This is a genomic window from Nocardia niwae NBRC 108934 = DSM 45340 (genome assembly GCF_001613465.1).
Lineage (GTDB): Bacteria > Actinomycetota > Actinomycetes > Mycobacteriales > Mycobacteriaceae > Nocardia > Nocardia niwae.
This window is the reverse complement of sequence record NZ_BDCK01000003.1, coordinates 109,726-128,743: the sequence shown is the minus strand read 5'-3', so window position 1 is coordinate 128,743 and position 19,018 is coordinate 109,726. Positions and strand designations below refer to the sequence as shown.

Here is a 19,018-nt window from a genome sequence, read left to right as displayed (position 1 = left end):
GCTGGTACCGGCCGTTCGGACGCTGGATGACTAGTCGGGGTCGGCCAGGGTGACCTGGATACCGCCGACGAGGTCGCAGCACTGGTTGTAGATGAAGGTGCCGACCGTGCCGAGCGCGGTGAACAGCACGACGTTGATCAGGCCGATCACGCCCGCGTAGCCGAACACGGTGCCCGCGTCGATCAAGCCCACCGAGCCGCTGTCCTGCGACACCATGTCGGTGAACGTGTTGTTCAGCCGCTCCCACACACCCATGCCCTCGAGCACGATGTACAGCAGGCCGACCGCGAGCATCCACACGAAGAACATCGCCACGCTGATGACCAGCGAGATCTTCAGCGTCGACCAAGGATCGATGCGACGGATCTGCACGGTGGCCCGCAGCGGCTCGCCGGAGGCCACCGCGGCCACGGCGACCGGGACCGCGGGCGACACCGGCCCGGACTGGGGACCGGCTGCCTCGCCGGGCGGCAGCGGATGCCGGATCTCGGACAGGTCGGGCATGTCCTTGATCAGTTCCGGCCGCGCGATGCTGCGGGTGGGCCCGTCGATGCCGACCGACTTCACCATTGCCGCTTCCTTGCGCGCCGCTTTGGCCGCCAGGTCGGCGGTGGTGCGGGCGTTGGACGTGCCGCCCCCGAGTCCGCCTCCGCCTCCGCCCGAGTTCGGGCGTCCGGTGACCGGCGCCTGCCCGGGGCGGTACAGGTTGGACTGCGGCTCCCGCTGCGGCAGCTGCGCCCAGCCGTCCTGGTACGGCGACTGGGGCCCGCCGTTGGCGGCGGCCCCGACCGGTTGCTTGTCCTCGCTCTCGGGCGCGGACTGCGGGGCCTGGTTGTTGATCCGCGTCGTCTTCTGGTCGAAACGGTCCTGGCCGTCGCCGCCGGGCGCCTGATCCGGCGCACCCTGCTGCGGGGCGAAATCACCCTGCTGGTCGCGGATATCGTGCGGCTGGTTGCCGCCGGGCTGGTTGGCCGGCTGCCCACCCGGATGTCCGCCGGACTGCGGCCCGTTCGGCGGGCCCTGGTGACCACCCGGCTGCACGCCACCGGGGTGACCGCCGCCAGGGTGACCGCCCGGCTGACCGCCGCCAGGGTGACCGCCCGGCTGACCGCCGCTCTGCTGGCCGCCGCCGGGCTGACCGTTCTCGGCCGAGGCGACCGGCCGTGGGATCGGCCGCGGCGGGATCGGTGACGGTGCGATCCGCTCGGTCACACCGTTCGTCTGGTGCCGCTCGTCATTCGGCTGATTCGGAGTGGTCAATGGGAATCCTTGGGTCCGTTCGTTGCCGCCGCTGTTGGGATATTTCTAGGAGCCGGTGTCGCCGCCACCGGAGACCTGATCAGGATCGGGCTCGTCGGCGTTGCGCGCGATCGCAAGCAAGGTATCGCCCTCCGCGAGGTTCATCAATCGCACACCCTTGGTCTGTCGTCCAGCCTTGCGAACCTGCTTCGCCGCCGTCCGGATGACGCCGCCACCGGAGGTGATCGCGTACAACTCGTCGTCGTCGTCGACGATGAGCGCCCCGACCAGGGTGCCACGTTTCGCGTCGAACTGGATGGTCAATACGCCTTTACCACCGCGGCCCTGCGCCGTGTACTCCTCGATCGCGGTGCGCTTGGCGTAGCCGCCGGACGTGGCGACCAGCAGATATGTGCCGTCGCGAACCACATTGAGGGACAAGAGTTCATCGCTGTCATTGAACCGCATGCCCTGCACGCCGGAGGTGGCGCGTCCCATCGGGCGCAGCGCCTCGTCGGTGGCCGAGAAGCGAATCGACTGGCCGAGCGCGGAGACCAGGAGCAGGTCGTCGTCGGCCGAGCAGAGCACGGCGCCGACCAATTCGTCCTCGTCGCGCAGATTCACCGCGACGATGCCGCCGCTGCGGTTGGAGTCGAAATCGGTCAGCTTCGACTTCTTCACCAGGCCGTTCTTCGTGGCGAGCACCAGATACGGTGCGTCGTCATACGACTTGATCTGGATGATCTGGGCGATCTTCTCATCCGGCTGGAAGGCCAGCAGATTGGCCACGTGCTGCCCGCGGGCGGTGCGGTTGGCCTCGGGCAGCTCGTATGCCTTCGCCCGGTAGACCCGCCCCTTGTTCGTGAAGAACAGCAGCCAGTCGTGCGTCGAGGTGATGAAGAAGTGCTTGACGATGTCGTCCTGCTTGAGCCCCGCGCCCTGCACACCCTTGCCGCCGCGCTTCTGGCTGCGGTAGAGGTCGGTCTTGGTGCGCTTGGCGTAGCCGGTCTCGGTGATCGTGACGACCACGTCCTCGCGGGCGATCAGATCCTCGTCGGCCACGTCGCCGTCGGCGGAGATGATCTGGGTACGCCGGTCGTCGCCGTACTTGTCCACGATTTCGGCCAGCTCGTCGCGCACGATCGCGCGCTGACGCTCCGGCTTCTCGAGAATGTCCTTGTAATCGGCGATTTCGGCTTCGATCTTGGCCAGGTCGTCGACGATCTTCTGCCGCTCCAACGCCGAGAGCCGCCGCAGCTGCATGTCCAGGATCGCGGTCGCCTGGACCTCGTCGATGTCGAGCAGCTGCATCAGGCCGGTGCGCGCGGTGTCGGTGTTGGCCGAGCGGCGGATCAGCGCGATGACCTCGTCCAGCGCGTCGAGCGCCTTGACCAGGCCGCGCAGGATGTGGGCCCGCTCCTCGGCCTTGCGCAGCAGGTACCTGGTGCGCCGGATGATGACGTCCAACTGGTGGTTGACGTAGAACCGGATCATCTGGTCCAGCCGCAGCGTGCGCGGCACGCCGTCGACGATGGACAGCATGTTGGCGCCGAAGCTGGTCTGCAGCTGGGTGTGCTTGTACAGGTTGTTCAGCACGACCTTGGCCACGGCATCCCGCTTGACCGTCACCACGATGCGCAGGCCGACACGGTCGGAGGACTCGTCGTGGATGTCGGCGATGCCCGCGATCTTGCCGTCCTTGACCTGCTCGGCGATCGCGTTGATGAAGTTGTCGGTGTTGACCTGGTACGGCAGCTCGGTGATGACGATCGTGGTGCGGCCGCGATTGTCCTCTTCGATCTCGACGACGCCGCGCATCTTGATCGAGCCACGACCGGTGGTGTACGCGTCGTGGATGCCCTGGGTGCCGACGATCAGACCCGCGGTCGGGAAGTCCGGGCCCTTGATCCGCTCCATGCACGCGGCGAGGGTGATCTCCTCGTCGGCGTCGTGGTTGTCCAGCGCCCAGTAGATCGCGTCCGCCAGCTCGGTCAGGTTGTGCGGCGGGATGTTGGTCGCCATACCGACCGCGATGCCGTTGCTGCCGTTCATCAGCATGTTCGGCACGCGACTCGGCAGGACCACCGGCTCCTGCGTCTTGCCGTCGTAATTGGGGATGAAATCGACCGTTTCGTGGTCGATCTCGCGCAGCATCTCCATCGCCAGAGGCGTGAGGCGGCACTCGGTGTAGCGCATGGCCGCGGCGCCATCGTTACCGCGGCTGCCGAAGTTGCCCTGGCCGTCGACCAGCGGGTAGCGCATCGCCCACGGCTGGGCCATGCGGACCAAGGTGTCGTAGATCGCCGAGTCGCCGTGCGGGTGGTAGTTGCCCATCGTGTCGGACACCGGACGCGCGGACTTCACGTAGCCGCGATCGGGCCGGTACCCGTTGTCGTACATGGCGTAGAGGATGCGGCGATGCACCGGCTTGAGGCCGTCGCGCACTTCGGGCAGCGCGCGGCCGACGATCACGCTCATGGCGTAATCGATGTAGCTGTTCTGCATCTCCAGCTGGATGTCGACCGGTTCGACGCGGTCGCCCGCGCCGTCCGGCGGCAGGGTGATGTCGGTCATGAGAAAGTCTCCTTAACGGGCTGACGTGCGCAGACTGCCGGGCGCCACCGCGATCGGGCGGCGCCCCGGGCAGATCACACGTCGAGGAAGCGGACGTCCTTGGCGTTGCGGGTGATGAAGCTGCGGCGGGCCTCCACGTCCTCGCCCATCAGCACGCTGAACAACTCGTCGGCCGCGGCCGCGTCGTCCAGCGTCACTTGACGAAGCACCCGGACACTGGGATCCATGGTGGTCTCCCAGAGTTCCTTCGGATTCATCTCGCCCAGACCCTTGTAGCGCTGGATGCCGTCGTCCTTGTTGATCTTCTTGCCCGCGGCGAGACCGCGCTCGAGCAGGCCGTCGCGTTCCCGGTCGGAGTAGGCGAACTCCGGCTCGCTGCGCTGCCACTTCAGCTTGTACAGCGGCGGCTGCGCCAGGTAGACGTGCCCGTGCTCGACCAGCGGCCGCATGAACCGGAAAAGCAAGGTCAGCAGCAGCGTGGAGATGTGCTGGCCGTCGACGTCGGCGTCGGCCATCAGCACGATCTTGTGATAGCGCAGCTTGCTGATGTCGAACTCGTCATGGATGCCGGTGCCGAACGCGGTGATGATCGACTGGACCTCGTTGTTCTTGAGGACCTTGTCGATGCGCGCCTTCTCGACATTGATGATCTTGCCGCGCAGCGGCAGGATCGCCTGGTACATCGAGTCGCGGCCGGACTTGGCCGAGCCGCCGGCGGAGTCACCCTCCACGATGTAGATCTCGGACTTGCTCGGGTCCTTGGACCGGCAGTCGGCCAGCTTGCCCGGCAGCCCGCCCAGGTCGGTGGCGGACTTGCGCCGCACCAGTTCGCGAGCCTTACGGGCGGCGACGCGGGCCTGCGCCGAGGAGACCGCCTTGTTGACGATGGTCTTCGCATCGGCCGGGTTGGCCTCGAACCAGTGGGTGAGGTGCTCGTTGCAGGTGCGCTGCACGAACGACTTCACCTCGGTATTGCCGAGCTTGGTCTTGGTCTGGCCCTCGAACTGCGGCTCGCCGACCTTGACGCTCACGATGGCGGCCAGGCCCTCCCGGATGTCGTCACCGGTGAGGTTGCCGTCCTTCTCCTTGATGAGCTTCTTGTCCTTCGCGTACTTGTTGACCACCGTGGTCAGCGCCGCGCGGAAGCCCTCTTCGTGCGTGCCGCCCTCATGGGTGTTGATGGTGTTGGCGAAGGTGTGCACCGACTCCGAGTAGCCGGAGTTCCACTGCATCGCGACCTCGAGCTCGTGGCCGGTGCCCTTGCCGGTGAACGCGACGACCGAGTTGTGGATCGGCTGCTTGGTGCGGTTGATGTGGCGGACGAAGTCCTCCAGACCGCCCGGGTAGTTGTAGGTCCGCGTCTTCACCTTGTGCTCGGCGGGCGCGGCGCCCTCCTCGGCGTGCTTGGGCGCCTCGGCGGTCTCGCTGACCACCTCGTCGGTCACGTCGGCATCGCTGACGCGCTCGTCCGTGAGCTTGATGGTCAGTCCCTTGTTCAGGAACGCCATCTCCTGCAGCCTGCGGGCCACGGTCTCGAAGTTGTAGGTGGTGGTCTCGAAGATCTCCGGGTCCGCCCAGAAGCGGATGGTGGTGCCGGTCTTCTTGGTCGCCTCACCCTGGATCAGCTTGCCGGGGGTGGCGTCCTTGTAGGTCTGGCTCCAGTGGTAGCCGTCGTGGTCGATCTCCGCTTCCAAGCGGGTCGACAGTGCGTTCACCACGGAGATGCCGACGCCGTGCAGACCACCGGACACCGCGTAGGAGTCCGAGTCGAACTTGCCGCCCGCGTGCAGCTGGGTCATGACGACCTCGATGGTCGGCACACCCTGGGCGTGCATCGCCACGGGGATGCCTCGGCCGTCGTCGACCACTTCGACGCCGCCGTCGGCCAGCAGGGTGACCTCGACCTTCGTCGCGTACCCGGCCATCGCCTCGTCGACGGAGTTGTCCACGACCTCCCAGATCAGGTGGTGCAGACCGCGCTCACCGGTGGAGCCGATGTACATGCCCGGACGCTTGCGAACCGCCTCGAGCCCCTCGAGAACCGTGATGGAGGAGGCACCGTAGTCCTGCTTCCCGGTCGCTCTGGTCGAACCCGATGCGTTGGAGTCTTTGGCAGCCACTGGTCGGTAGCTCTCCTTACTTGCTGATCCCGGCATAGAGCGACCGGACAGCACACGTGAGGCCCTGGTTCACGTCTGGCTCGAGAATTAGGGTCCACGCGTGGACTGTGCGGAACGCGCCGAAGGTATCGCCGCTAGTTACGTAACCATCCTACTGGTACGCCCAACTTACAACCCACCTCCGACACCCCTCACAGCGCCGTGGATGCGAGAAATCGGATTGCGCCGACTCGGTTCCGCCTCCTGGCGCTTTTGATCCAGCAGGAGTGGGCTGAGAGACGCGTTGCCGGTTCGCCGCCGGGCGCTCAGCGAGCGGCGCCGAACCGGGCGACGAAAGCGGCCGTGTGACGCGCCAGCTCCGCCGGGTGCGAGATCGGCGACCAGTGCCGCGCCGGGATCTCGACCCGGGTCAGGCGCGGCACCCACCGGTCTGCCTCGGCGTTCGCCACGGGTCGCACGGCGCGGTCGCCCGTGGCGACGATCAGCTGGACCGGCACCCCGATCGGCCGGGGCCGCGGATGGCGCAGGTGGGTGCGGATGTTGGCGCGGTAGAGCTTCAAGTTGTTGAGCATATCGGCGCGCAACGTCGGCGCCGTCTCCACCAGTACGGGATCGAGGTCGTCGAAGAAGGCGAGGAATCGCGGCCAGCGGCCGGACAGCACCCGCAGCACCGGATTCGGCAACCTGGGTATCTGGAAGGCGACGGTGTAGGCCGACGCGAGGGCCTGGGCCAGCGCGCCCCGCAGCCGGGCCGGGGTGAGCGGTCCCCGCAGATAAGCGCCGAGGAAGTCGAGATTCGGGCCGGACACCGAGGTGAAGGACGCGATCACCGACGTGGCGTCCTCACCCGCGACCGCTTCCCATCCGATCACCGACCCCCAGTCGTGCCCGAGGATGTGCACCCGTTCGCCGGGCGAGACCGCCGCGATGACCGCGCGAACGTCGGCCGCGAGCTCCTCGAGCCGATAGGCCTCGACCGCGGTCGGCGCGGAACTGCGTCCCGCGCCCCGGTTGTCGAAGGCGATCACGCGATGACGGCCGCCGAGCAGGGCCGCCACCCGGCTCCACAGCAGGTGGGTATCGGGCCACCCGTGGAGCAGCAGCACCGGCACGCCCTCGGGGTTGCCGCATTCGTAGACCGCGAGCTCGACGTCGCCCCGGCGAACCATCCGGGTCGCGGTCGCCGGAAACGGGCCCACCGCCGTGGTGATCGTCATCGAGATTCCTTCTGCCCGGACGGTTCCGATCGACGTCGCAGGCTTGCGGCGCGGACGTCGAGCCGGAGCGTTCCACGTGAAACGCCGCTTCGTCGGTAAACGTTACATCAAGTATCAGATACTGGTCAGCCGTAGGTGTCGCGCGGTCCTCGACCTTTGATATGGCGTTCGCCCTTGCGCCAGCTCGGTGCGGCAGGCCCGGAGATCTTCAGCGAGGTCACCACGCCCTGACCGACCGCGGCATTGATCTTCGCGAGGATCTGGCTTTGCAGCATCCGCAACTGGGTGGCCCAGGCGGTCGACTCGGCGGAGATGCTCAACACGCCGTCCTTGAGGGTGACCGGCGTGGCGTGCGCCGCGATGTCCTCGCCGACCACCCCCGCCCAGCGGCCGAAGACCATGCCCTCGGCCACCTTGCCCGACCACCCACGACTCTTGGCGAGGGAGCCGGCCAGCTTGGACAGCGGCTGTGGATCACGGTCGTCCGGGCCCGCGCCCGACCATCCGGTGCGCCTGCGCGCTCCGCTCCGCAGCCTGCGCTGGGGTGAGGAGCGCCCCTGACCGACGGCCTTACCGCTCGCCCGTGCCGCGGCGCGTGCTTCCTCCAAGGCACGCCGGGCCAGGTCGATGCCCCGCAATTCGGGTTCCGGTCCTGCGGATTCGGGCTCGGTGGGCCGATCGGTCATCGCCCTTCTCCCTCCGCGTGCGGTGTTCTGTCCCCAGTTTCGATCAAGTTGTCCCCAGCCCCCGCCCGCGGTTGCCAGCGTCGGGAATCGCGCACGCCACATACGGAGGCGGTCGATCGAACACTCTGTTCCCCGCCCAAAACGCCGGATTCGTCGGCTAGGCCGTCCACTTGCTCAGCCGTTGCTGTGGAGAGTTTCGCGAAAGCGGTCACCCATGACCGAGTGAGTTTTCCACAGGTGTTGGGGAATCGGTCCCGGCTGTTGAGAACTCGATCGGCGTTCCCGACGACTGGCCACTGTAGTGGACCGGGGCGGCGGATGGCGAGGCCGGGATCGCCTGTCCACGTCACCTGGGGATAACTACGGCGTCCGCGACTCCCTCGAATCGGTGACCGGATCACGTTCGCCCCCGGTGGCCGAGTGCGTGGCGTCGTCGTCGCTCTGTTCGCCGCCGAAACCCGCACTCGCGGACGAATCCTCGGCGACGATCCGCGAAACGCGGCCGTCCGGACCGCCCGCGGTTTCGACTCGCAGCGGAACGGCGGCGAGTTCGGCGGGCACATCCTCTGGCACAGCCGCCGTGATCAGCACTTGCTCCGCATCCGCGGCGACAGCCGCCAGGGCGGCGCGGCGGCGCCGGTCGAGCTCGGCGAACACGTCGTCGAGCAGCAGCACCGGTTCGGCGCCGGTGGTGCGCAGCAGTTCGAACGCTCCCAGCCGCAAAGCCAATGCGAACGACCAGGACTCGCCGTGGCTGGCGAAGCCTTTGGCGGGCGAATCCCCCAGCATCAGGTCCAGTTCGTCGCGGTGCGGCCCGACCAGGCACACTCCACGCTCGAGTTCCTTCGGTCGAGTGGCGGCGAGTTCGCGCAGCAGGATCGCCTCCAGCTCCGCTTCGTCCTCCGGGTGCGGCACTCTGGCCGGATCCAGGAACTCCGGCGGCAACGCGGCGCTGCGATAGGCGATCGACGCGGGCCTCGACTCGGGGGCGATCGACGCGTAGGACCGGGCCAGGTACGGCGCGAGATCATGCACCAAGCGCAGCCGCTGGGCGAGCAGGACGGACGCGTGCGCCGCGAGATGCCCGTCCCACACGTCGAGAGTGCTCAGGTCGGCCTTCGATCTGACTTGCCTGCCAGCGGTTTTCAGCAGCGCCGAACGCTGGCGCAGAACCCGGTCGTAGTCGCTGCGGACCGCGGCCAGTCTGGGGAGCCGAGTTGTGCACAACTCGTCCATGAAGCGGCGGCGCTCCCCGGGATCGCCGCGCACCAGCGCGAGGTCCTCCGGGGCGAACAACACCGTCGGCAGAATCCCGAGGATCTCCCTGGGTCGGCGGACCGGGGAGCGGTTGATCTGCGCGCGATTCGCGCTGCCTTGCTTCAGCTCGACATCGATGCGCAGCTCACGCCCGGTGTTGACCACCGTGGCGCCGATCCGGGCTCGCTCGGTCCCGGTCCGGATCAAGGGAGCGTCCACGGCGACCCGATGCGACCCGAGCGTAGCCAAGTAGCCGATCGCTTCCAGCAGATTTGTCTTGCCGTTGCCGTTCGATCCCAAGAAAACGGTTCGACCTGGGGATAATTCGACTTCCGCATACTCCCACGAGCGGAAGTCGCGCAGCGACAGGGCTCGGACGAACATCCGCTATCGCGCCTCTGCCTGGGCCGAAGCGGACATTTCCGCCGATCGGCGCGCCGTTGCCGCAGCGAGCGGATGCCGCGCGGCGCGCTGTACCCCTGTGGAAGACCTGTGGATAAACCGGGGGGCTGGCTGTGCGAGCACTGGTTCCTCCGACGTCGCTGAGGATTTCCCAGCGGCGTCACCGCTCAGCCGCGCTGGATCACGCAGCGCGAATCCGTTCGACGTCAGGTCATGCACAGGCGATCAGCCCGGGAGCCGGACCGGCATCAGCAGATAGATGTACGGGCTCGACAGTGCGGCGAACGTCCCCGAGTCCAGCACCTCGGGCTCCTCCTCCGACGCAGGCAGCAGCACGGCGGGCCTGCTCGGTGTGGTGAAGCCGAAGGTGACCCGGTCGGTGTGCAGGGCCGACAGGCCGTCGATGAGATACCCCGGGTTGAACGCGATGGTGAGCGATTCGCCGCGGAAATCGGCCTCCAGCCACTCCTCGGCGCGGCCGGCGTCGTCCCCGCCCGCGGACAGCAGCAGGCCGTCGGCGGAGAACTCCAGCCGCACCTGCGCGCCTCGTTCGGCGACCAGCGCGACGCGCTTGATCGCATCGGTCAGCGCGGCGACGGCGAGGGTGGCGATCGAGGTGTGCTCCTTGGGGAGCAATTGACGGAACTTGGGGAATTCCGCGTCGAGCAGGCGGGTCGTGGTCCGGCGGCCCGCGTTCACGATGCCGAGCAGGCCGTCCGATCCCCCACCGGAGCCGAGGGACAGCTGAACGGGCGCGTCGGACGGTCCGAGCGTCTTGGCGGCCTCCGACAGCGTCCTGGCCGGGATGAGCACCGAAGTCTCGATATCGGCGCGCGCAGGCTGCCATTCGATGTGCCGCACGGCGAGGCGGAACCGGTCGGTCGCTGCGAGCACGACTTGCGATCCCTCGATCTCCACCCGGATACCGGTGAGCATGGGCAGCGTGTCGTCGCGACCCGCGGCGACGGCGACCTGGCCGACGGCCTCCGCGAAGACATCCACACTCAGTTCACCGGTCTGCTGGGGCACCTCGGGCAGCTGGGGATAATCCTCGACCGGCATGGTCGGCAGGGAGAACTTCGCGCTGCCACAGGAGATCAGCACGCGGGTGCCGTCCACGGAGACGTCGACGGGCTTGTTGGACAGCGCCTTGGTGATGTCGGCCAGCAGACGACCGGAGACCAGCACCTGACCGGGCCCCGCGACCTCCGCCGCGACTCGCACCTGCGCGGAGACCTCGTAGTCGAAGCCGGAGACGGTCAGCCCGTCCTCATCGGCGACCAGCAGCACGCCACCGAGCACCGGCACCGGAGGCCGGGACGGAAGACTACGCGCCACCCAGGCGACGGACTCGGCGAAATCCTCGCGGGCGACCCGAAACTTCATGCTTGCAAGCTCCATCGCCCGATCTGTCCTCTCCCGGTTCCGTGATCTGTTGTCGGCTCGTCAGTGTCGGTGCTCGAAAGGGTCTTGCCGAATCGGCCGCCTTCGCAGTCTGGCACAGGCGACCGACATAGAACCGTACCCGCGGAGGGGACGTGCACCTAGCCCGACCCTCCGGCACCACAGATCACCGAGTTCCGGAGGGGGACCGAGCGAAGCCGGCGAAGGCTGATCGAGCCGCGCGCGGACCTGTACGCCGATTCGCCATGCGATGGGCGATCCCTCTGTCGTCCTTGCCGTGAACCGTGAGTGGCCGCGCACGCACGCTGCTCCGCCGACTTTCCACACACCCTGTTTTGAAGAGAGATCTCTAATGAGAAGAACTGAAGTAGTAGTAGGCGCTGTGGATTCTGTGGACTGCGGCCGAATCCGCTGCTCAGAAGGCGTGGTGCCGTGGGGATGGCCACGGGGTGTCTCGAGGATGAACACCCGGCGTCTGTGGAGCTTCACGGGTTGTCCCCGATTCATCCTCGAGCGCTCCTCGAGTTGTTCCACCAGATTCACCCGGTTGTTCACACATGTGCACGAAATCGTGGACAGCTCGAGGATTCCTCGAGGACTCCACACGGACTCCTCGAGGAATCCACAGGGCTCGATCCGGACACCTCCCTGGTCAACGGCTGTGCGCAACCAAGGCTGGGGAAACTGTGCAATTCGGCCTGTGAGGGAACCCGCGAAGGCGGCTACCTCGACCTGTGCACGAATCGGTGGACAAACCGGGGGATTCCTCGAGGACTCCACAAGGATTCCACAAGGAATCCACAGCCCACAAAAAGCACCGCCCCTGGTCAGGGACGGTGCTCGGGTGTGAATGCCGGTCAGCGCGAACGTTGCTTGATCCGGGCTGTGAGTTCCTGCACCTGGTCGTAGACACGGCGCCGCTCGGTCATCTCCTTGCGCACCTTTTTCTCCGCGTACATCACCGTGGTGTGGTCGCGGCCGAACGCCTGGCCGATCTTCGGCAGGGACAGGTCGGTCAGCTCGCGGCACAGATACATGGCGATCTGCCTGGCCTGGGCCAGCGGCCGAGCTTTGCCGGGACCGGTGAGTTCTTCCAGCGTGGTGTTGAAGTACTCCGCTGTGACCGCCATGATCGTCGCCGCGGTGATCTCCAGCGCTGTGGTGTCCGGCATCAGATCGCGCAGCACCACCTCGGCCAAGGGGAGATCCAGCGGCTGGCCGTTCAGTGACGCGAACGCGGTCACCCGGATCAGCGCGCCCTCCAGCTCGCGGATGTTGCGTTCCACCCGGCTGGCGATCAGCTCGAGCACGTCGTGCGGCACGTCGAGCCGGTCCATCCGCGCCTTCTTGCGCAGGATGGCGATGCGCGTCTCCAGCTCCGGCGGCTGCACGTCGGTGATCAAGCCCCATTCGAATCGCGTACGCAACCGCTCTTCCAGCGTGGCCAGCTGCTTGGGCGGGCGATCCGAGGAGACGACGATCTGTTTGTTCGCGTTGTGCAGGGTGTTGAAGGTGTGGAAGAACTCCTCCTGGATACCTTCCTTGCCCTCGATGAACTGGATGTCGTCGACCAGCAGGATGTCGGTCTCGCGGTAACGGCGTTTGAACGCGACCTTGCGGTCGTCGCGCAGGCTGTTGATGAAGTCGTTGGTGAACTCTTCGGTCGACACGTACTTCACCCGCATGCCGGGGAAGAGACGCTGCGCGTAATGCCCCGCCGCGTGCAGCAGATGCGTCTTGCCCAAGCCCGAAGCGCCCCAGACGAACAACGGGTTGTAGGCACGGGCCGGGGCTTCGGCGATGGCGACAGCCGCGGCGTGCGCGAAGCGGTTGGACGCGCCGATGACGAAGGTTTCGAAGGTGTACTTCGCGTTGAGGCTGGCCGAGGACGTCGCCGGAGCCGGGGATTCCTGCGACTTGGCGAAGTAGGTGGGCCAGGAGTTGCGGACGTTCACCACGGGCTCGTCGTCGTGATCGCCGCGCGGGTGATCGCCGACCGGTTCACGAACCGGATCGTGCGCCAGGCCGGTGTCGTCGTCGGCGGTCTCGCGCAGCGGAGCGCGGAGCGGGCCGCGCCCACTGCCCGGCGACGGTTCGGGATTGAACAGCGACTCCTGCCCTGGCGGGATGGCCGGCTCCCGGCGAGGCGGAATCCCGGGTTCGCGACGCGGTGCGACGTCCGGCCCGGGCACCATGGGCAGCTCGCCCGTCGCGGAATACTCGCCACGCGGCGGGTAGTCGGCATGGGCGTACTCCGATTGGTGGTACTCCGGTTGGTGGTACTCCTCCGGCGGGGCGAAGTCCTGTCCGTATTCCGCGCCCGGGTAGTCCGAGCCGTCGTTGTACGGAGACACTGCCGGGAATTCTGCGGGCTGTGCATAACGTGGCCCGGGGTACGCGTCGCGGCCGGGGAATTCCGAGCCGGGGTACGCCGCGGGAGCCCGGCCTTCTCGGGTCCGCTCCGGCCTGCTCGTCATCCGCGCGTGCCGAGGGGTATTGCTCTGCCGGTCGACGGTCGGGGTGGTCGGTGCGGCGATGCGGACGCCGAGTCCTTCCACTTGGGGACCGAGCCTGCGGCCGAGGGACCGGAGAATGGGTTCGCGCAGATCGCGTTCGATGGCCTCTTGAGCCAGCGACGAGGGCACGGAGAGCAGGGCGAATCCCTGTGCGACCGTCAGCGGCTTGACCAGCTTCAGCCAAGCCTGCTGTGCTCGGGTGACCGGAGGAATGGCGCCGTCCGGTGACCCGGTGGTGAGTTCGGTGACAACCTCGGGCCACACCGTGGCCAGCACGTTCTGCTCGTCGTCCATGCAGTTTCCTCCCCGGAGTAGGTCGATAGGAGCAGACGGCCGGGGCACGCGTGGAGTGTGCTGCTCGGGGGCGGTCCCGTGATCCTCTGCGTACGTCCGTAACCGGTTCGGACGCTGTCCGGGTCCCCCATCTGGACAGCGGCGTGGCACCGTCGGCCCTACGAATATGCCACTCCAGGGGTCTTTCCACACAATTATCCACAGATGTGGAGAACCCTGAAGAACTGTGGAACGCGCGCACGCGCGGAGAAGGCGACGCTGCGACCTGCGGTTCTGCAGCAATCAACTGGCTACGTACGTTACTGGTCCGCGGCGGACGATGGCTAGGGGTGTGGACGAACTCACGGTCATTGCCGGAACGCCTGATTGCGGGAGGCCGATTCTGCTGGTCGAAGCGTCCAGGCCGGACCGTGGGGCCGAGTTTGACCCGTCCCTGGACGATCAGTACCCTCGTACAGTCACCCCTTGGTGCGGTGGCGGTCTTGTGCTGACCGCGTTTAGGTCGTGATCGACCGACTGTGCGCCAGGACCGACGCGCGCCGATGATGACCAGACCTGCGATTCATTCGCGCAATACACGTATCACCGACAAGCTTCGGGCACTACCTGGTGCCCGCCTACTCGAGGAGTGTTGACCGTGGCCAAGGGCAAGCGGACGTTCCAGCCGAACAACCGTCGTCGGGCGCGGGTTCACGGCTTCCGCCTCCGGATGCGCACCCGTGCGGGCCGCGCCATCGTCTCGGCGCGTCGCCGCAAGGGCCGCGCTTCCCTCACTGCCTGACCCTCGCTCTCGGACGCTCGGGTGTTGCCTGAGCCGTATCGGTTGCATCATCGTGCCGACTTCTCCCGGACGGTGCGCCGCGGCCAGCGAATCGGGAGGCGTGATCTGGTCGTGCATGCGCTCGCGCACGGGTATGACGGAATCGTGGGCGCGAATGGACGACACGATCAGATCCCGGACGATGTGCTGGTCCGTGTAGGCGGACCGCGCTTCGGGTTGATCGTCAGCAAGGCGGTGGGCAACGCGGTGATTCGACATCGCGTGGCCCGCCGCCTGCGTCATATGTGCGCCCAGGTGGTCTGCGAGTTGCCGTCCGGGACCGATGTCGTGATCCGTGCGCTCCCTGGCGCCGCTACGGCCTCCTCGGAGGACTTGCTGCGGCAGCTGCGCACGGCACTGCGCAAGCTCGGCGTGGGCGCCGCGGGCGTGTCGACGGGCGGCCCGGTATGAGCCTTTGGGCGAAAATCGCCAGACTGCCCGTGAACGTGCTGATCTTTTCGATCGAGCTGTATCGGACCTACGTCTCCCCCACCCGCATGCCGGTGTGCCGATTCACCCCGACCTGCAGCGAGTACGCGGTCACCGCACTGCGCACCCGGGGCCTGTTCGTCGGGCTCGTACTGACGGTCGTGCGCTTGGCCAAATGCGCACCCTGGCACCCTGGTGGGTGGGACCCCGTCCCGGAGCGGAAGCGGAGCGGACTTCGCACCGACCCGGCAGGCGGGGCAGCGACCGACACGGCGACGCAGGAATCGAGCCTGCCCGCCGGTCCGCGGTCGGAGCCGAACGCTTGTAAAGGATCGCCGCACGCGGTGATCGGCGACACGAACGACGGGAGTGCATAGAGCCGTGCTCGACTTCATCTATTACCCGGTGTCCTGGATCCTCTGGTTCTGGCATCGGGTCTTCGGGTTCGCGTTCGGCGCGGACAACGGTCTCACCTGGGCGCTGGCCGTGGTGTTCCTGGTGTTCACCCTGCGCCTGGTGCTCTACAAGCCGTTCGTCAAGCAGGTGCGCACCACCAAGCAGATGCAGGAACTGCAGCCGCAGATCAAGGAGCTGCAGAAGAAGTACAAGAACGACCGCCAGAAGATGGCGCTCGAGATGCAGAAGCTGCAGAAGGATAACGGCTTCAACCCGCTGATGGGTTGCCTGCCGATCCTCGCTCAGGTGCCGGTGTTCCTCGGGTTGTTCCATGTGCTGCGCTCGTTCAACCGCACGGGGCACGGCCTCGGACAGCTCGGCATGACGCCGGAGCAGAACGCGAACACCGCGAACTACGTCTTCAGTGCGGCCGATGTCCAGTCGTTCTTGAGCGCCCGCATCTTCGGCGCGCCGATCTCGGCGTTCATCACCACGCCGGTCAACGAGTTGCAGGCCTTCGCCAACTACGGCGGCGTGCCGAGCAAGTTGAGCATCGCGCTCGTCGCCATCCCCCTGATGGTCATTGCCGGTCTGGCGACCCACTTCAACGCGCGCGCGTCGGTCGCGCGGCAGACGCCGGAAGCCGCGGCCAACCCGCAGGCCGCCATGATGAACAAGCTCGCGCTGTGGGTGTTCCCGCTCGGTGTGCTCGTCGGTGGTCCGTTCCTGCCGATCGCCATCCTGCTGTACTGGGTCTCGAACAACATCTGGACCTACGGGCAGCAGCACCTCGTGTTCGGTCGCATGGCGAAGGAAGAGGAAGCCAAAAAGCAGGCGAAGCTGGAGCAGCGCGCGCAGAACGCGCCCAAGCCCGGCGCTAAACCGGTCAACGTGAAAAAGAAGCCGGCATCCACCGCCGCTGCCGATACCGCCGCTGCCGATACCGCCTCGGACGAGGACACCCCGGTCGCGTCGTCGAACGGTACCGCGAAGCCGTCGAAGCAGTCCGCAGGCCAACGCCGCCCGGCTGGTCAGAAACGACCCGGCAACCGGGGTAGGGCGAATCAGAAGCGCAGGCGCTGATAGCACGAACGGTGGGCCGAGCCCACTTCTCTATCGCTGAGCAACCCTTGATCGCGAATACCGCCCGGCGGCGATTGCCCGGCGCGCGCGATGAGCAGATGAAGGAAATCAAATGACTGTTGAGACCGACGGAGGGGACGCCACCGTGGCGACGACGACGGCGAGCGCCGGAGCGGACACCGGCGATGTCGTGAACGATGCCGAGGAAGCGTTGATCGAGGAAGGCGAGATCGCAGGCGACTACCTCGAGCAGTTGCTCGACGTGCTGGATTTCGACGGCGACATCGATCTCGACGTGGAAGGCGATCGCGCCGTGGTGAGCATCGACGGTGGACGCGATCTGACAAAGCTGGTGGGTCGCAATGGCGAGGTGCTCGACGCGTTGCAGGAGCTGACTCGTCTCGCTGTCCAGCAGGCGACCGGGGTGCGTAGTCGGCTGATGCTGGATGTCGCGGGCTGGCGGGCCAAGCGGCGGTCCGAGCTGAGCGAGCTCGGCGCGGCCGCGGCGCAGCGGGTGCTGGAATCCGGTGAGCCGGAATCACTGGCTCCCATGACCCCGTTCGAGCGCAAGATCGTGCATGACGCGGTGGCCGCCGTCGAGGGCGTCAGCAGCGAGAGCGAAGGCGTCGAGCCGAACCGGCACGTGGTGGTCGTTCCCGGCTGAGTCGCGGCATTCCGAAGCCAGCGGCATGTTTCGCGGCCCGGACGGATAGTGGTTGGATAGGGCCTCTGGTCTTCGGACCGGGGGCCTTGTTCGTGTCCGGAGCCCGATTGCTCGCTCGTAGATCGACCCGAGTTCGGAAGGATGTTTCACGTGGAACGAGATCTCGGTGGAACCACCGCGGTACCCGCGGAGCTGGAACCACCCGCGTCGGCGGCCACCGTCTTCGGCGACCGACTCGATCTCGCGCGTCGATATTGCACAGCCCTCGCGACCGCGGGCGTGGAGCGCGGGTTGATCGGTCCGCGCGAGGTGCCCCGCCTGTGGGACCGCCACCTACTCAATTGCGCGGTGCTCGGAGAGTTGATCGCCGAGGGCGCGTCGGTGGTCGATATCGGCAGCGGCGCGGGACTGCCCGGCATCCCCCTCGCGATCGCTCGGCCTGATCTTCGGATCACCCTGGTCGAACCTCTGCTGCGCCGAACCATCTTCCTGAGCGAGTTCATCGAAGCGGCAGGGCTGGACGTGATCGTGGTCCGCGGGCGCGCCGAACAGTCCGGTGTGACGAAGGAGGCCGGTGGCGCGGACGTTGTCACGTCCCGTGCGGTAGCCCCTCTCGGGAAACTCGCGCAGTGGTCCCTCCCCCTCCTCCGCGATCATGGGCACATGCTCGCCCTCAAGGGCGCCAGTGCGGCAGAGGAGCTGGACCGTGACGGCGACGCACTGGCGAAAGCTGGAGCCGGTAATGCCATCGTGCTGGAATGCGGGGTCGGTTTAGTGGATACGCCCACCGTGGTGATCAGCGCCGAGCGGCTCCCCCGCGCGGAACGGACTTCCCGTCGGCGGGCCGAACGAGCCGTCGAACGTTCAGGCAAGACGGTTCGGAAGGCAGCGACAGAGCGTGGGCGCAAGCGTGCCGCACGCAAGGCCGAGTAGCAGCTTCGGGCGTGAAGGTTTCCGGCGTGAAGCGAGACCAACGGGCGTTTCGTCACCCTGACGGAATGGTGAATCCAACCGTTGCTTAAGTGGGTGGAGGAGAGTGCGGCGCCCGTCCGCCAAAGGGCGTACTGCCCTGCCGAGGTCACGCAGCGGGTGGGGTGGCGGCTCCGACCGCTGGTTGCAGTGGGCGCTGCCACGTTCGTGCACCGCGCGGATCGCTCGTTCGGACGCTTCACGTAAAACTGAGGGGTTCGATCGGATCCGTTCCACTGTCCTCGGCTGACCAGCGGCCCGGTGAGCATGTGGCGTTCGGTGAAATCAGTTCCTCGACCGCGGCCGTATCGGTGAGGTCTAAGAGCCGGCGCGGCGGAGCCGATGTTTCACGTGAATCAAGGTGGGCGCCTCGGCGGGGCGAGGGCTTCGCCGGAGCCTACGACGTGCATCCCGTGCGCCGTCCGGACGAATCAGCATCCTCAGGCAGCAGTCGAGGCATGGCGGGAGTTGTCCCCCAGCCGTGCGGGCTTCATAGCGACGACGGGCCGTGCAGGTTTCTCGCGGCTATGGCCGTAGCAAGATGCGGCTACTCGAATCCCTTTGTCTGGCCGCACTACGATCAATGTTCCACGTGAATCATGCTGGGCTCTCGACTTGCATCTGACACCCAGTGCCTCAAGGGATCGGACGTCGCGTTTACCGAAGCAGTCGCGTCACCGCCGCCACATCGAACTCTGGCGACTTGTGAGCGGCTCGATCGCCGCAACAGGCAGTCGCGTCGGTCTCGCATCCTATGTGTTTGTGCTTCCTGAGACGCGGTGGAGACTCGTGCGCTGCGATAGATGGCGAAGAAGTGCGGCCCGGACAAATTGTTCCAGACCACACGAAGCGGGTCGCCGGTTAGAGAAGGGCCACCCGACGATCGCGTATGGCCGCGAAGAACCATCGGCGAGACCCCGAGCGGCAGACGTGATTACCCAAGTATGA

The 19,018-nt window shown here is 66.9% G+C and carries 14 protein-coding genes; 6 read left to right on the top strand and 8 right to left on the bottom strand.

The features are described from left to right. Window positions 1–30: 30 nt before the first annotated feature. From NNI01S_RS02445 to dnaA, 8 genes are all read right to left on the bottom strand, one after another. Window positions 31–1,260 carry a DUF3566 domain-containing protein gene (locus tag NNI01S_RS02445; protein WP_063017028.1) on the bottom strand — a complete coding sequence of 410 codons (1,230 nt, stop codon included), beginning with the start codon at window positions 1,258–1,260 and terminating at the stop codon, window positions 31–33. Between the two features lie 45 nt (window positions 1,261–1,305). Further along, on the bottom strand, window positions 1,306–3,813 hold the full coding sequence (gyrA, locus tag NNI01S_RS02440) for a DNA gyrase subunit A (RefSeq protein ID WP_063017026.1): 2,508 nt from the start codon (window positions 3,811–3,813) through the stop codon (window positions 1,306–1,308). 74 nt (window positions 3,814–3,887) lie between these two features. Next, the gene (gyrB, locus tag NNI01S_RS02435) at window positions 3,888–5,933 is read right to left on the bottom strand and encodes a DNA topoisomerase (ATP-hydrolyzing) subunit B (RefSeq protein WP_063017024.1); all 2,046 of its coding nucleotides are present in this window, start codon (window positions 5,931–5,933) and stop codon (window positions 3,888–3,890) included. Window positions 5,934–6,238: 305 nt separating this feature from the next. Further along, window positions 6,239–7,150: an alpha/beta fold hydrolase gene (locus NNI01S_RS02430; RefSeq protein ID WP_063017021.1), complete on the bottom strand. Its 912-nt coding sequence runs from the start codon at window positions 7,148–7,150 to the stop codon at window positions 6,239–6,241. 125 nt (window positions 7,151–7,275) lie between these two features. Then, window positions 7,276–7,836, bottom strand: a complete 561-nt coding sequence (locus NNI01S_RS02425; RefSeq protein WP_063017019.1) for a DUF721 family protein — start codon at window positions 7,834–7,836, stop codon at window positions 7,276–7,278. Between the two features lie 360 nt (window positions 7,837–8,196). Then, a complete protein-coding gene (recF, locus tag NNI01S_RS02420) occupies window positions 8,197–9,477 on the bottom strand; it encodes a DNA replication/repair protein RecF (RefSeq protein WP_084488378.1) in 1,281 nt (426 codons plus the stop codon). A gap of 243 nt (window positions 9,478–9,720) precedes the next feature. Then, window positions 9,721–10,896 carry a DNA polymerase III subunit beta gene (gene dnaN / locus NNI01S_RS02415; protein ID WP_063017017.1) on the bottom strand — a complete coding sequence of 392 codons (1,176 nt, stop codon included), beginning with the start codon at window positions 10,894–10,896 and terminating at the stop codon, window positions 9,721–9,723. 860 nt (window positions 10,897–11,756) lie between these two features. After that, entirely contained in the window at window positions 11,757–13,709 is a 1,953-nt protein-coding gene (dnaA, locus tag NNI01S_RS02410; RefSeq protein ID WP_063017015.1) for a chromosomal replication initiator protein DnaA, read from the bottom strand. 637 nt (window positions 13,710–14,346) lie between these two features. Between dnaA and rpmH the strand changes: the two genes are divergently transcribed. The 6 genes from rpmH to rsmG all read left to right on the top strand — a co-directional run bounded on the left by rpmH (window position 14,347) and on the right by rsmG (window position 18,034). Continuing rightward, complete coding sequence (rpmH, locus tag NNI01S_RS33185) at window positions 14,347–14,490, top strand: 50S ribosomal protein L34 (protein ID WP_006550910.1); 144 nt, start codon at window positions 14,347–14,349, stop codon at window positions 14,488–14,490. A 21-nt stretch (window positions 14,491–14,511) separates the two neighbouring features. After that, a complete protein-coding gene (rnpA, locus tag NNI01S_RS02405) occupies window positions 14,512–14,940 on the top strand; it encodes a ribonuclease P protein component (RefSeq protein ID WP_063017013.1) in 429 nt (142 codons plus the stop codon). A gap of 29 nt (window positions 14,941–14,969) precedes the next feature. Next, the gene (gene yidD / locus NNI01S_RS02400) at window positions 14,970–15,335 is read left to right on the top strand and encodes a membrane protein insertion efficiency factor YidD (protein WP_435825418.1); all 366 of its coding nucleotides are present in this window, start codon (window positions 14,970–14,972) and stop codon (window positions 15,333–15,335) included. Window positions 15,336–15,339: 4 nt separating this feature from the next. Further along, complete coding sequence (yidC, locus tag NNI01S_RS02395; RefSeq protein ID WP_063017009.1) at window positions 15,340–16,437, top strand: membrane protein insertase YidC; 1,098 nt, start codon at window positions 15,340–15,342, stop codon at window positions 16,435–16,437. A gap of 112 nt (window positions 16,438–16,549) precedes the next feature. Beyond that, complete coding sequence (locus NNI01S_RS02390) at window positions 16,550–17,101, top strand: Jag family protein (protein WP_063017007.1); 552 nt, start codon at window positions 16,550–16,552, stop codon at window positions 17,099–17,101. Window positions 17,102–17,242: 141 nt separating this feature from the next. Further along, on the top strand, window positions 17,243–18,034 hold the full coding sequence (gene rsmG, locus NNI01S_RS02385) for a 16S rRNA (guanine(527)-N(7))-methyltransferase RsmG (RefSeq protein WP_084488376.1): 792 nt from the start codon (window positions 17,243–17,245) through the stop codon (window positions 18,032–18,034). Window positions 18,035–19,018: the final 984 nt, after the last annotated feature.

Coding starts and splice junctions, on each gene's coding strand:
- gyrA (WP_063017026.1), bottom strand. CDS start 3,813: ATGACCGACATCACCCTGCCGCCGGACGGCGCGGGCGACCGCGTCGAA.
- NNI01S_RS02430 (WP_063017021.1), bottom strand. CDS start 7,150: ATGACGATCACCACGGCGGTGGGCCCGTTTCCGGCGACCGCGACCCGG.
- NNI01S_RS02425 (WP_063017019.1), bottom strand. CDS start 7,836: ATGACCGATCGGCCCACCGAGCCCGAATCCGCAGGACCGGAACCCGAA.
- recF (WP_084488378.1), bottom strand. CDS start 9,477: ATGTTCGTCCGAGCCCTGTCGCTGCGCGACTTCCGCTCGTGGGAGTAT.
- dnaN (WP_063017017.1), bottom strand. CDS start 10,896: ATGGAGCTTGCAAGCATGAAGTTTCGGGTCGCCCGCGAGGATTTCGCC.
- dnaA (WP_063017015.1), bottom strand. CDS start 13,709: ATGGACGACGAGCAGAACGTGCTGGCCACGGTGTGGCCCGAGGTTGTC.
- NNI01S_RS02390 (WP_063017007.1), top strand. CDS start 16,550: ATGACTGTTGAGACCGACGGAGGGGACGCCACCGTGGCGACGACGACG.
- rsmG (WP_084488376.1), top strand. CDS start 17,243: ATGTTTCACGTGGAACGAGATCTCGGTGGAACCACCGCGGTACCCGCG.